Origin of the sequence: Vibrio sp. 10N.286.51.E5, from assembly GCF_041469125.1 — a bacterium.
GTDB classification, from domain to species: Bacteria; Pseudomonadota; Gammaproteobacteria; order Enterobacterales; family Vibrionaceae; genus Vibrio; species Vibrio crassostreae_C.
In genome coordinates this window covers 24583-38534 of the sequence record NZ_JBFRJZ010000014.1, presented here as the reverse complement: position 1 = coordinate 38534, position 13952 = coordinate 24583, and the positions used below count along the sequence as shown (strand labels likewise).

The following is a 13952-nucleotide window of genomic DNA, read 5'->3' as shown; positions in this document are numbered from 1 at the left end:
AGAACATAAAAACAAGCCCCTACCTTTTGGTCGGGGCTTTCTTATTTGTTATCAATGAGTGCTTCTTGAACGCTACTCTTACTGAAGCTGATAGCTACTCAGCTTGACCGTTTACGTCGCAATCCCAATAAGAAGGTGAACCATAATATTGAACAAAGTAATCGATAAATACGCGCACCTTTGGTGCAAGTAACTGAGCACTCGGGTATACCGCCCAGATAGCCGCCTCATCCTTTAAAGGGTAATCCGGCAACACCTCAACCAGCGAACCTTCCGCGAGCTGCTTGTATGCTATCCAACTCGCGCACATGGCAATGCCCAAGCCATCGACACATACATCCCTTACCGCTTCACCGTGATCAACACGAATCGCACCTTTCTTCTTGATGGTGACATCGCCTTCTGGTGTATCGAACGTCCAACCTTCTAAGCCGGTTTGATTGATGCATTGATGTTGCTTGAGGTCTTCTGGTGTTTTCGGATAGCCATGAACTGCCAGATATTCTGGCGACGCACACAGAATACGTTTATCAGTCGAGAGCTTACGAGCGATCAGGCTCGAGTTCTGTAGCTCCGCATTACGGATCGCCACATCGAAACCGCCATCGACCAGATCGACGATTGAATCACTCAGTGAAATATCGACCGACAGATCTGGATACTTAGCCAAAAAGCCTTTTAGCGCTGGCATAACATGCATGCGACCAAACGATGAAGGCGCAGATATTCGCAACACCCCTTTTGGTAATTCATTACCGGTTCCGACAGAGGCAACGCCCGCTTCGACACTCAAAAGGATTTGCTTGGCGTGAGGAAGAAATGCCATGCCTTCTTCGGTCAGGGAAACCTTTCTCGTGGTGCGATGCACAAGACGGGCACCTAGGCTCTCTTCGAGCTTTCCGATGTGAATACTGGCTACCGGGGGTGACAACCCAAGCTCTTGTCCTGCTTGACTTATATTGTGCGTAGACGCGAGTCGCACAAACAATTTTAGATGTTCAATATTCATCAATAATGGCTAGCCTGCGCTGAGTACACGCTGCTTATTGGCCGCAGCGGCACGAGGGATAATGTGAGTTTTAATATAGGCATTAAGCTTAAACCATGCAAAAGCGCCCGCTAAAACATTGGCGACGGTCGCAGCAATAACCGCATTGATCATGTCTCCTGTTATAGAGCCGAGCCATAACGCCGGAATGTAGAAAACAAACAAGCGTAAGAAAGAGACATTCAAAGCTTTACGAGGCACACCCAAAGCATTAAACACCGAAGCAACCAACATGCACAGCCCTAGTGGGCCATAGCTGAACGGTATAAATAACAAGGTCACTTCAAACCAGCTGCGTATGCTTTGTTCTTCCGAGATAACAGGAATAATCCAGCCACTAAACAGCGCCAATAATGCGGCCATCACAGTGTGGAAAACCAGTAAGAACTTCGCTGTTGTATTCAATAGCTCGGGGATTTTGCATCGCTGCTGCGCCCCTAGGTAACGACCAATCATAGGCGGGATAGACATGGTCAGAGCAAGAGAAAACACCAGCATAAAACTTTCAACACGGGCGAGTAAGCTCCAAAAAGCCATCTCATCGGTTCCGATTCTCGCAATCAAAAGCATTGAGAAGAATGCGCTGACCGCAGGTAATATCTGATTCGCAGTGGTTGGCATTACCGTCTTGAATAGCTCAAAACTGTAGCCTTTGATTCGGTTACGGCACGCGCCATTGAAGCCAAACCAACCGTTGCCGCGAGACTTGATTAGCATGTAGATTGCACCAAATGCGTAACCAATGCTCGATGCGATCGCCGCTCCTGCAATGCCCATATCCAATCCAAAGATCAGAATAGGGTCGAGAATTAGGTTAATCACGCTGGCAGCCAAGAACATGCTGCCGGTTGTTTTAGTATCGCCATTGGCGCGATAAACGCAGGTGGCCAGATAAAGCACTGCCACCATCAATGCACTGAACAGCCACAGTGGCCAGTACACATTAAAAATCGACAGCATGGATTGGTATTGAGCGTCAGAGACATCATTCACAAACGACGCAAAAACAGAATCGCTAAAAACAATCAGGCCTAAGCAGATTAAGGCTATTACCACCACACCAAACCCGACCGACAACGTGGCAATTGAGGTGGCCTTACGTTGCTCTTTTGCCCCTACAGCTTGAGAAATAATGGACGTTGCCGCCACACCGATGCCCACTTGAACCCCGGTAAACGCCGCTTGGAATGGCAAGGTGATACCGTGAACCGCCAACTCATTCACCCCTAGCTGACCGATAAAGATCGAATCGACCAATTGCACCATCATGATCGCAAACACACCCAGTGTCAGTGGCAGTGTTTTCTCAATAATGGTTTTCAAAGTCGCGGATCTCATCTGCATAAGTCGGTTCACTCTTGTCTGTACCTTAGGGCTAATTACCTAGTTGAGCAGTATACGAAGCTAAATGAAAAGGATAAGAGCGCCAGACAAGGAATGAGTTTTTAGATTTCGTTGACAATCGAATTAGCAAGATACCTTCAACGTTAAAATATCCATCTAAGACACTGAATAAATTGAAATTAAAAAACCCGCCAAAACTCTTAATAATTCGTTAATAGTGTTTCGTTTAATGGTTAATTGTTGGTTCGAACATTCCTCGCTAGCCTGAATTTAGGTCGCATTCACACTGAATAGGCTGAAATGAAATCTCTCAGAAGGAATATGGAAATGGCATATCAAGGTTATACAACGTTTAAAGCTCAAGCCGAGGATGGAATTCTTACCGTCACTTTTGACTTCGGTACTGTGAATGTTCAAGGGCAAGAGATGCTTGCCGACCTCAATGGTTTAGCAATGAGACTAGAGCGCGATCGTGACATCAAGGTCGTGGTATTTCAGTCAGCAAACCCTGAAGTTTGGGTCTGCCACTACGACACTAATCTATTAAAAGACATGTCGACAGAAGCCGTTTCTCGTGAAGAAGCGAAGTTACTCGACCTGCAAGTGGTGCTAGAAAGAATCAGCAAACTGCCACAAGCCACCATTGCCAAGCTTGAAGGGTTCGCTCGAGGTGGAGGCCACGAATTTGCACTGGCGTGTGACATGCGATTCGCGGCTCGCGGTAAATACAAATTCATGCAAATGGAAGTGGGTATGGGCATCCTTCCTTGTGGTGGCGGCGCATCACGTATGGCACGCCAAGTCGGCTTAGGTCGCGCACTCGAAATCGTCCTAAGTGCACGTGACTTTGATGCTGACGAAGCCGAAGCATACGGCACCATCAACAAGGCACTAGAGCCGGATGAAATTGGCGAATATGTTGATACTCTAGCCAAACGAATCTCAAAATTCCCTGCCGAATCGATCAATGCATGTAAGCAAGCGGTGTACGAGTCTATCGACAAACCGATCGACGAAGCACTCAAAGCGGAAGCTTATTGGTTGTATCAAGCTACGAGCAAAACCCCTGCGGTTAAGCGCTTCCAAATTGCCGATGAGCAAGGCCTAGAGCACGATATGGAAAACCAACGTAACTGGGAAACTCTGGTTATGAACGTTCAAGACATCAAATAACTCGGTCACTTCTCTTAATTTGGGTCAGCCACAAACTGACCCATTGTCTTACTTAGTCGTTAAACGCCAACGGTTAACCACCAAGTGTTAAAATGGTCATTATTTGCCCCATAGACTCACATTTGAGTCTTCAGCTTGTGAGCCAAATGCAACTATGTGTCATTAATCTTTGTTATAACGTTGTTCAAACTATTTTTTGAAGGACGGAATATGCAAAAAATAATTCTGATCACAGGTGCCACGGATGGCATTGGTTTAGAGACCGCAAAAGCACTAACGCAGCAAGGGCACCATGTTCTGATTCATGGCCGCAACCCAGTTAAGGTCAAAAAAGTCGTGACCGCTTTGTCTCGCCTGTCTAAGAATGCAATCATCGAAAGCTACATCGCAGACCTATCGACGCTCTCTGAAGTTGAGGCGCTCGTAACCCAAATCAAAAGCGATCACAAACGACTCGATATACTCATTAACAACGCAGGTGTGTATAAGGTGTCGGACATCACCACTCCAGACAATCTTGATGTACGTTTTGTCGTAAACACCATTGCGCCGTATCTCCTGACACAAAAGCTGCTTCCTCTTTTTGATGCGACAGGTCGTATCGTCAATCTATCTTCAGCAGCCCAAGCACCCGTCGATTTAGAGGCATTAATCAGCCCGAGTGCGGGTGAACTTGATGGTCCGGTTTACGCGCAAAGTAAGCTGGCGCTAACGATGTGGTCCATCGAATTAGCCAATACTCTTTTAGACAAAGGCACCGCAATTATCCCTGTAAACCCAGCCTCTTTCCTTGGCAGTAAATTAGTAAAAGATGCTTATGGCGTTGATGGAAACGACCTAGCGATTGGAGCCGATATTCTTTGTCGTGCTGCGCTCAGTGATGAGTTTGCCAACGCTTCTGGTCAATATTTTGATAATGATTCTGGGTTGTTCAAAGACCCGCACGCCGACGCATTAGACAACACTAAGAACCACAAGCTGGTGACAGTGCTTAATCAATTACTCGAAGAAAAGCTGTGCGTTACGCACTGATCATTAATTAGTAAAAAACGACCACTAACACTCCCCCCACACACGATCCAAGCCGCAGTTCTATCCATACAGACAAAGAACTGCGCGCTCTTTCGATTATTAAAATTTCTTTAATACTGATTCCCCGCTTTGCCCAATTATCACCCAAGATGCAGATTGCTAAACTTGCCCTCGTCGAAACAACACAGGCTACGGCCGAGGAGCATTTATGCGTTTTGAAGGTAAAGTTTATCGTCCTTGGATGGAAGCAGAGAGCGTACTCATCCAGACAACATTGGGGTGCAGTAACAACCAATGTACCTTCTGCACGATGTTTGATGATAAGCGTTTCAAAGTAAGAGATATCAAAGACATCTTTGAAGATATTGATGCGGCGAGAAAAATCTACCCGCATGTAGAGTCTATCTTTTTAGTCGATGGTAACGTAATGGCAATCCGAACCGAGATGCTGATTTCGATTCTGGATTACATCAAAATCACCTTTCCAGAGATCAAGAACATTTCTCTGTATTCAGGGTTCAATGACTTTCGCCGTAAGAGCTTGTCTGAATTAAAAGAGATTAAGTCGGCAGGTTTAAGCATGGCCTATTCCGGCTTGGAGTCCGGTGACCCAATTGTGCTTGAACGCATTCAAAAGCGCATGACGCGTGAGCATGCAATTGAAGGTATGAACTTAGCCCGTGAAGCAGACATCAAGGTGCTGGCTTCATTTATCTTTGGCCTTGGCGGCAAAGAGCGTTCTATAGAGCATGCGATTAATACCACCAGCTTGCTGAACATCATGCAGCCGGATGCGATTGCACCAATGGCTTTAGCCGTTCAACCGGGATCGGTATTGGAAAAAGAAGTAAACCGTGGCGAGTTTGTTTTACCAACGCCATTGCAGATTCTGGAAGAAGAAAAATACTTGCTCGAAAACCTAGAAGATTTCGATTGCTACTACTGGGGTGACCACGGCAATAACATCTCACCAATGCGTGGCATGTTGCCTCAGGCTCGTAAGCCGTTTCTTGATAAGATAAATCAAGACATCGCGCATAACCCAATCACTAAGCAAAACGTCATTAAAACCTTTGCTTGGTAACGAGTAACCTCTACATCGTTTGAAGCAGCCACAAAAAGGGCCAGTGTCAGCTGGCCCTTTCATTTTCTAGCTATGTATCTCTCTATCGAACTATCTGGAGCCGACCGCTCGGACTAATTCTGCGATTCCATCCCAATCACCCTTGTCCATTTTGTCTGTCGGTACCATCCAAGTTCCACCGCAGGCAACGACTGATTTCAGTGCTAAGTAAGACTCAACGTTCGCTGGGCTTACACCGCCTGTAGGCATAAAGTTAACCGGGTAAACAGCCGTCAACGCTTTCAACATTGCGACACCGCCAGATGGCTCGGCAGGGAAGAACTTTAGTGTCTTAAGCCCCATTTCCATTGCTTGTTCAACCAAGCTTGGGTTACTCACTCCAGGAACAATCGTAACCCCTCTTTGCTGACAGTATTTGACTGTTGTTGGATTCAAACCTGGGCTGACAATGAAATCAACACCCGCATTAATGGCAGTATCCACCTGCTCTGTAGTCAGCACAGTACCTGCGCCAATCAGTAACTCAGGGTAGGCTTCACGCATCAAACGAATCGACTCTGCTGCCGCTTCTGTACGAAATGTCACTTCAGCACAAGGCAAACCATTCTCAACCAATACTTTCGCAAGCGGCACAGCCTGAGCAACGTCATTAATGGCGATCACCGGAACGATGCGAATATCTCTGAGTCGCTGTTCAATTGTTTTCATTGTTCATTTCTCTCATTATCAAACAGACAAATTAAGCCAAGTCGCTGCCGTTGCTTGCGATCACTTTTTTGTACCAGTGGAATGACTTTTTAGGAATACGATTTAACGTACCATTGCCTAGGTTGTCTCTGTCCACGTAGATAAACCCATAGCGCTTGCTCATCTCTCCGGTCGACGCCGCAACAAGATCGATACAACCCCAAGGTGTGTAACCCATCAATGGTACACCGTCTTCCATTGCTTCATGCATCGCAACAATGTGCTGACGAAGGTAATCAATGCGGTAATCATCGTTCACTTCTCCATTGTCATCCAAGGTATCACGAGCACCTAAGCCATTTTCTACCAAGAAAAGTGGTTTCTGGTAACGGTCATAGAGTGTGTTCATCGTAATTCGAAGACCTGTAGGGTCAATGACCCAGCCCCAATCACTTGCTGGAAGATGAGGGTTTTTGATGGACTTAACGACGTTCGCTGCACTCGTATTTCCTGCATTCATATCAGCGGAAGCACAGCGTGAAGCGTAATAACTGAAAGAAATGAAATCGACGGTGTTCTTTAGAATCTCGAAATCTTCATCTTGTGTTTCAAGCACCACACCTTTGTTATCAAACACTTTTTGAGCATAAGATGGGTAGTAACCACGCGATTGAACATCGATAAAGAACAGGTTCTCGCGGTCTTTTTCCATAGCCATCAGCACATCTTCTGGCTTACATGAATATGGATAGAAGTTACCGCCCGCCAGCATACAACCCACTTGGTTTTGCTCATCAACTTCATGGGCAATCTTGGTTACCAAAGCGCTTGCTACTAGCTCATGGTGAGCTGCTTGGTACTTCACTTGATCGTGATTTTCGCCTTCCTGAAACAACAATCCAGCACCAGAAAACGGGCTCGCTAGTAAAATATTGATTTCGTTGAAAGTTAACCAGTATTTCACCAAGCCTTTGTAGTTTTCGAAACAGGTTCTCGCGTAACGGCTAAAGAACTCAATCATCTTACGATTACGCCACGAACCATACTCGTTGACCAAGTGCATAGGCACATCGAAATGGCACAAGGTAACGAGCGGCTCAATACCGTATTTCTTACACTCTTCAAAAACATCACGGTAAAAATCTAAGCCAGCTTGGTTCGGCTCTAGCTCGTCACCTTTTGGAAAGATTCGGCTCCAAGCGATGGATACGCGGAAGACTTTAAATCCCATCTCTGCCAGCAAGGCGATGTCTTCTTTGTAACGGTGATAAAAGTCTATCGCGTTATGGCTTGGGTAGAACTCGTCTTCGCTGAGCGTCACCTTATCAACCTGACCAAGCTTAATTGGCATGCGGTTCTCACCATAAGGGATCATATCTACGGTTGTTAGGCCTTTACCACCCGCTAAGTGAGCGCCTTCAGACTGGTTTGCAGCAATAGCGCCGCCCCATAAGAAATCTTCGGGAAATTGAATGTTTGACATCGAATACCTCGGAAACAATAAAAGTCACCTTACGCTGAAGTAAGGTGACTGAATAAATTAATCAATTCTAATTAAGACGCGGACACTACTGTCGGCTTGTCTTCTGCCTTACCAGCTTCTTTGTTTGCTGACTCTGAAGTTGCTTTCTCATCGGCATCATCTTCTGGAACATCTTCAAAGCCTAAAACTAGGGTTAGAACAAATGACAGAACAATAGACAATGCGATCAGACCGAACACCCAAACGATACTCATTGGGTCATTCACATCGAAGAACTGAACACTCGTAAACAAGCTTGGTGCTGCCATCGAGTGACTCGCAAGGCCACCCATGCCCGCTAATGCACCTACGATAAAACCAGTAATCATTGTTGCGATAAGTGGACGTTTCAGACGAACAAGCACGCCGTACAATGCAGGCTCAGAGATACCGGCGAAGATAGCTGAAGCACCTGCGGCTAATGATGTCTGCTTTAGTGCGCTGTTTTTGGTTTTGTAAGCAACAGCCAGACACGCACCACCCATACCGAGGTTGGCACCGATTTCTGAAGGCATAACCATACCTTCACGACCCGTCTCAGCAATGGTTTGAATAATCGTTGGAGTAAATACACGGTGCATACCAGTAAGAACAAGTAGAGGCCACAGTGCGCCCATGATAGCAACCGACAACCAACCTAATGTGTCATGAATTGTGTAAACAAGCGCTGAAAGTGCAGTACCAACCCAAATACCAAATGGACCGATAAGTACGATAGCAACCGGAGCTGCAATCAATACGATAAGCATAGGTTTCAGGAAGTTTTTAGTCACAGCAGGGGTAATGCTATCTACCCAACGTTCTATGTAAGAAAGAGCCCAAGTCATCACAAGTACAGGAATAACCGTGTAGGTGTATTTCACTGACGTGATTGGGATACCGAAGAAATCAACGTGCTTGCCTTCTGCTGCTTGCGCCATCAATTCCATAAAGTTCGGGTGGATTAAGACACCGGCAATCGCAATGGAAAGAGACATATTGGTCTTGAATTTGATCGATGCGGAAGCGGCAACCATAACCGGTAGGAAGAAGAAGGCGCCATCGCCAATCGCTTTCAAGATAATCAAGGTAGGTGCATTTGGCTCAACCCAGCCCAGCATCTCAAGTACCATGGCGAGCAGTTTGACCATTGAAGCGCCAATGATTGCTGGGATAAGAGGCGACATGGTACCAACCAGTGCGTCCAACATTTTCGCACCAATTGACTTAGCCGTTAGCTTCTCTTTTTTAGCAGGAACCTCTGACTCAGATACAGTGGATAGCTCACAAAGCGCCATCACTTCTTTGTATGCATACGATACCTCGTTACCAATGATAACTTGTACTTTGTCTCCATTATCAACAACACCCATCACACCTTTCAGTGCTTTTAGCTTGTTAATATCGACGCCATCTTGGCTGTGTAAAACGAATCGTAGTCGAGTCATACAGTGTGTTAGGGCAGCCACATTTGTCTTGCCCCCAAGATGCTCAACAACAGATTTCGCAATTGCGCGGTAATCGTTGGCCATTTTATCCCCCAAAGATCTCTTTCCAGTGATTTTTAAACGCGAATATAGTGAGATGTGACTAATTTTCCGTCAGTAGGATGCAAAAACAATCACAATTGTTGTTTTGTGTCCTTCATCACACTTCCATAAGTTACCGGTAACATGTTACCGGTAACGCTTATAAGATAAAGCCATATTTACAAGCGATGTTCAAAATTGAGATCACGCGCAAATTTGTTAAGAGGATTGAGTTATGGCTGGTAGTAGTGTCATCGTCATGGGTGTCAGTGCTTGTGGGAAAAGCACGATAGGCGAGCAGTTGGCAAAAAAACTTGGGCGTAAGTTCATTGATGGTGACGACCTTCATCCTCGAGCAAACATTCAAAAAATGGCGTCAGGCCAACCTCTTAATGATGATGATCGCATTCCATGGCTGGAACGCGTTCGTGATGCAGCGTACAGCCTAGAAAGTAAAAATGAGCACGGCATTATTGTGTGTTCTGCGTTGAAGAAGAAGTACCGCGACCAAATTCGCGAAGGGAACAAAAACCTCACCTTTCTCTTTTTAGATGGCAACATTGACCTGATCTTGCATCGAATGCGTCAGCGCCAAGGCCACTTCATGAAAGAGAACATGATTAAAAGCCAGTTCGAAACATTAGAAAGACCCGATCACGAGCCAGATACGGTTGTCATCAGCATTGATGGCGATATTGATGACGTTGTGGACTGTGCTGCGATTGTGCTTTCAATGACTGATGAGGCAGAAACAGCATGACCCTTCCAACCATCCAAGCGGTGACTCAACGATTAATTGAACGAAGCAAAGAGACTCATGAAGCGTTTCTAAACCGAACCCAACACCAAGCCTCTGCTGGCAAAGGTGGTAAAGGGCTTTCTTGCGGCAACTTGGCTCATGCTGTCGCAGCTTCTTGCTCCGATGAGAAACGCTCGATTCTTGATCTCACTAAATCCAATGTGGCGTTAATCAGCTCTTACAACGATATGTTAAGCGCTCACCAGCCGTATCAACACTATCCAGATCAGATCAAAAAGGCGTTAGCTAAGTTCGGCCACACCTCTCAAGTAGCGGGCTGTGTTCCCGCGATGTGCGATGGGGTAACTCAAGGGCAACCAGGCATGGATATGTCTTTGTTTTCAAGGGACTTGATTGCTCAATCGACGGCTCTTTCACTGAGTCACAACGTGTTTGATTCAACCCTATTGCTTGGCATTTGCGACAAGATAGCTCCAGGACAACTGATGGGCGCGCTCTCTTTTGCGCATCTACCAACTGCCTTTGTTCCGGCAGGCTTGATGGCAACGGGCATCAGCAATGATGAGAAAGTACACATTCGCCAAGAGTACGCGGCTGGCAAGGTAGGAAAAAGTGCCTTGCTGGACATGGAGTGCAACGCTTATCACTCAGCGGGCACCTGCACTTTTTACGGCACAGCCAATACCAATCAGCTGGTATTTGAAGCGATGGGGCTGATGCTTCCGGGCTCAGCGTTTATTCATCCTGACTCTAAATTGCGCGCATCACTCACTCAGCATGCCGCCATTGAAATTGCTTCAATGACACCACAAGCCGCAAACTTCCGCCCGCTTTCTGAAGTCTTTACCGCTAAAAGCTTAATCAATGGCATTGTTGCCCTACTCGCATCAGGTGGCAGCACTAACCACAGCATTCACATGGTCGCAGTAGCACGCGCAGCAGGATTTATTCTGACTTGGCAAGACATCAGCGATCTATCCGATGTAGTGCCTTTACTTGCTCGAGTTTATCCCAACGGCCCAGCAGATATGAATGCGTTCCAAGCGGCAGGAGGAGTTCCCGCGCTGTTACGCCGTTTAGATCAAGCCAACTTACTGCACCGAGATGTCACACCTACCTTTGGCTCGTTTGAAGATCAAATGAGTATTCCAGAGCTTGAAAATGGAAAGCTAACGTGGAAAAAATGCAAACAGTCGGCAGATGCAGAGGTAATTGCAGGCCAAGAACAGGTATTCCAAAGCACAGGCGGAACGCGAGTCCTTTCAGGGAACCTTGGCAACGCAGTGATTAAGGTGTCAGCGGTTGCAGAAGAGCAACGTGTAATAGAAGCACCTGCGGCAGTTTTTGATTGCCAACATAAGGTAGAAGCCGCGTATCAACGAGGTGAACTCAACAAAGATTGCATTGTTGTGGTAATAAACAATGGCCCAGCTGCGAACGGTATGCCTGAACTGCACAAGCTTATGCCGATTCTAGGTAATGTTCAGAAACAAGGGTTTAAAGTGGCTCTGGTTACTGATGGGCGCCTTTCTGGAGCCTCAGGAAAGATCCCATCCGCGATTCATGTCTCACCAGAGGCCATTCGAGGAGGAACTATTGGGCTTGTTCGCGAAGGCGATATCCTGCGCTTAGATTGCGCGAGTGGCGAACTCAATAACCTCAACGACATGCAGTCTCGCCAAGCGAAGGTGTTTGAGGTAGACGCTAACCAGCAAACCATGGGGCGCAACCTATTTAGCGTGATGCGCCAAAGCGTTTCGAGTGCAGAACAAGGGGCGAGTTTTATCGTCTAGCTGTGTCATTACTTAAATGTAAAAGCAAAAGGGGCATCATTTCGATGCCCCTTTCAGTTTCCACGATACTTGGTTAAACGCTTTCGCCATCCGTGATGCGATAGCCCATATCCACTACCGTTTCCGTGACTGGCTCACCTTTCAATCGGGCAAGCAGTAGCTCGGCACTTTTCTTACCTATTTCATAACGTGGCGTATCCACGCTAGTCAGTTTTGGGCGTATGGTTTGACCGATATCTAACGCGTTATAGCCCACCACAGATAGCTGTTGCGGCACTTGGATTCCACGTTGCTGGGCAATGAGCAAGGTACCTATCGCGATGTCATCATTGGTGCAGAACACGCCATCTAGATCTGGGTAATCCGCAAGAGCGCGATCAAGCAGATCTTCAGCCAAAGAGAAGTTAGAGTGCTGTTCAGTCAACACGTGTTTAGGCTCTAATCCAGCCTCATACATCGCTTTGTCATAGCCTTGCAAACGCAACTTGGTTCGCGCATCCAATCGAGCGCCAAAGTAAGCAATAGAGCGTTTACCAGCTTCAATCATTCGCTTCACGACATGGTAAGAAGCATCAATATGGTCCAAGCCAACAACCATATCGATCGGATTGGTTGGGAGTTCCATCGTTTCAACAACAGAAACACCTGAATTCTTGATCATCTGTAACGTGCGGGGGGTGTGGTGGCTTTCCGTCAATATCAACCCATCAACTTGATACGAAAGCAGCGAAGCAATCTTTTCCTCTTCTTCCACAGCATCATAGCTAAAGTGAGCAAGCAACGTCTCGTAGCCATTCTCTTTAGTAACCGTTTCGATACCTTGAACAAACGCGGCAAAGATTTGGTTTGATAACGAAGGGAGCAAGATACCGATCGCTTTACTCGACGATTTAGAGAGCATAGCTGGCGCTTTGTTTTCGATGTATCCCATCTCTTCAATAACCGCTGCAATTTTAACGCGAGTTTTGGCTGCGACTGAATCGGGATTGCGCATGTAACGAGAGACGGTCATCTTTGTGACCCCCACTTTGTCTGCAACATCTTGAAGTGTGGTTCGAGTTTTCTTCTGCTGTTCTGTCATAACTATTTGAACTCTTTATTATGTTACAAGTAACATTATAAAGTTCTCACCGCCTTAAGTTCAACCCATCCGACAAATTAGCATGGCGTTAACGAAAGGTTGGTATCACGCATGCTTGATGAAAGCTTGGCTTAACTGCTGAAAGAGTGAGTCTACGTTGGGTAGAGTTGTCAGATGTGCGGACAACGGAGTATGAACTTGCGCGTCCACCACGGTTGGATTTCCACAAACTTGATTATAAAAATTTACGGGTGCAACGATGTTCTCTAGGTCGACATCCAACAAGATACAAGCTTGCGAAAGTACGATTTGGCCGCCCCCTTGTTTAAGCAAAACACGCTGCGCCGTGCCCACTATTTTTTGTTTATTGATATTGAGGTTGTAGTCACCATCACAATAAGAACCGAGAGTCGCGTGTACATCCACATCGATGCCCAGTTCTTTAAAAAACAGGGTTAAGACATTGCACAGATGTAGATACGCTTTTTGGATGTTGTAGGCTTCATCACGAGGCCAATGGTAAATGTGCGATAAGTTAATGATCCCCGGCAGTTGGGGAACGGGAGCGCCGCCTGTTTTACGTGAGGTGAGTTGCCAACCTTGTGCCGCGAGTTGTTTTCTAGACTCTACGGTCACAGGCCACTTTTTACCTGCGGGCAAAACAAGTGTCGGCGCTTTTGCTTGCCACAACATTAAGGCTTGCCCAATCTCACCCGCCTGAATTTGCTGCAATAATTCAGCTTCTTTTTCAAACGCACGATTAACATCAATGTGCGGGTAACGTACGAGTTTATTCGTTAACTTCAATGCACTTTCCTCTACAGATAGTGGTGACCTACCATTTAACGTTCTGCAATGGTTGATGAGATATGGGACTATGTGCGATGAAACATAGCACCAAAAGTTAGTTATTGGCGCCA

General features: G+C 46.4%; 12 protein-coding genes. 5 read left to right on the top strand and 7 right to left on the bottom strand.

Annotation, left to right across the window (positions count from 1 at the left end):
• Positions 1–94 precede the first annotated feature (94 nt).
• Together AB4161_RS04865 and AB4161_RS04860 are read right to left on the bottom strand one after the other, a co-directional pair.
• Positions 95–1009 carry a LysR family transcriptional regulator gene (locus tag AB4161_RS04865; protein ID WP_372082904.1) on the bottom strand — a complete coding sequence of 305 codons (915 nt, stop codon included), beginning with the start codon at positions 1007–1009 and terminating at the stop codon, positions 95–97.
• A gap of 9 nt (positions 1010–1018) precedes the next feature.
• Complete coding sequence (locus AB4161_RS04860) at positions 1019–2392, bottom strand: MATE family efflux transporter (protein ID WP_372082903.1); 1374 nt, start codon at positions 2390–2392, stop codon at positions 1019–1021.
• Positions 2393–2719: 327 nt separating this feature from the next.
• On the opposite strand from AB4161_RS04860, the gene AB4161_RS04855 reads away from it, so the two are divergent.
• From AB4161_RS04855 to AB4161_RS04845, 3 genes are all read left to right on the top strand, one after another.
• On the top strand, positions 2720–3565 hold the full coding sequence (locus tag AB4161_RS04855) for an enoyl-CoA hydratase/isomerase family protein (protein ID WP_004732302.1): 846 nt from the start codon (positions 2720–2722) through the stop codon (positions 3563–3565).
• 210 nt (positions 3566–3775) lie between these two features.
• Positions 3776–4597: an SDR family NAD(P)-dependent oxidoreductase gene (locus tag AB4161_RS04850; protein ID WP_372082902.1), complete on the top strand. Its 822-nt coding sequence runs from the start codon at positions 3776–3778 to the stop codon at positions 4595–4597.
• A gap of 208 nt (positions 4598–4805) precedes the next feature.
• Positions 4806–5681 carry a radical SAM protein gene (locus AB4161_RS04845; RefSeq protein WP_017059456.1) on the top strand — a complete coding sequence of 292 codons (876 nt, stop codon included), beginning with the start codon at positions 4806–4808 and terminating at the stop codon, positions 5679–5681.
• A gap of 90 nt (positions 5682–5771) precedes the next feature.
• On the opposite strand, the gene AB4161_RS04840 is transcribed toward AB4161_RS04845, so the two are convergent.
• The 3 genes from AB4161_RS04840 to ascF form a co-directional block, all read right to left on the bottom strand.
• Entirely contained in the window at positions 5772–6389 is a 618-nt protein-coding gene (locus AB4161_RS04840; protein WP_065583747.1) for a bifunctional 4-hydroxy-2-oxoglutarate aldolase/2-dehydro-3-deoxy-phosphogluconate aldolase, read from the bottom strand.
• Positions 6390–6420: 31 nt separating this feature from the next.
• The gene (locus AB4161_RS04835) at positions 6421–7851 is read right to left on the bottom strand and encodes a 6-phospho-beta-glucosidase (protein WP_017067568.1); all 1431 of its coding nucleotides are present in this window, start codon (positions 7849–7851) and stop codon (positions 6421–6423) included.
• Positions 7852–7922: 71 nt separating this feature from the next.
• Entirely contained in the window at positions 7923–9401 is a 1479-nt protein-coding gene (gene ascF, locus AB4161_RS04830; RefSeq protein ID WP_017064040.1) for a PTS cellobiose/arbutin/salicin transporter subunit IIBC, read from the bottom strand.
• 232 nt (positions 9402–9633) lie between these two features.
• On the opposite strand from ascF, the gene AB4161_RS04825 reads away from it, so the two are divergent.
• Both AB4161_RS04825 and edd read left to right on the top strand, forming a co-directional pair.
• A complete protein-coding gene (locus AB4161_RS04825; RefSeq protein WP_017059452.1) occupies positions 9634–10158 on the top strand; it encodes a gluconokinase in 525 nt (174 codons plus the stop codon).
• Positions 10155–11951, top strand: coding sequence for a phosphogluconate dehydratase (gene edd, locus AB4161_RS04820; protein ID WP_372082901.1), 1797 nt, complete (start codon positions 10155–10157; stop codon positions 11949–11951). Before AB4161_RS04825 ends, edd begins: the two co-directional genes overlap by 4 nt.
• A gap of 73 nt (positions 11952–12024) precedes the next feature.
• Here the strand turns inward: edd and AB4161_RS04815 are convergent, their stop codons facing one another.
• Both AB4161_RS04815 and AB4161_RS04810 read right to left on the bottom strand, forming a co-directional pair.
• Positions 12025–13032: a LacI family DNA-binding transcriptional regulator gene (locus tag AB4161_RS04815; RefSeq protein WP_017059450.1), complete on the bottom strand. Its 1008-nt coding sequence runs from the start codon at positions 13030–13032 to the stop codon at positions 12025–12027.
• 105 nt (positions 13033–13137) lie between these two features.
• Positions 13138–13839: a biotin/lipoate A/B protein ligase family protein gene (locus AB4161_RS04810; RefSeq protein ID WP_372082900.1), complete on the bottom strand. Its 702-nt coding sequence runs from the start codon at positions 13837–13839 to the stop codon at positions 13138–13140.
• Positions 13840–13952 lie beyond the last annotated feature (113 nt).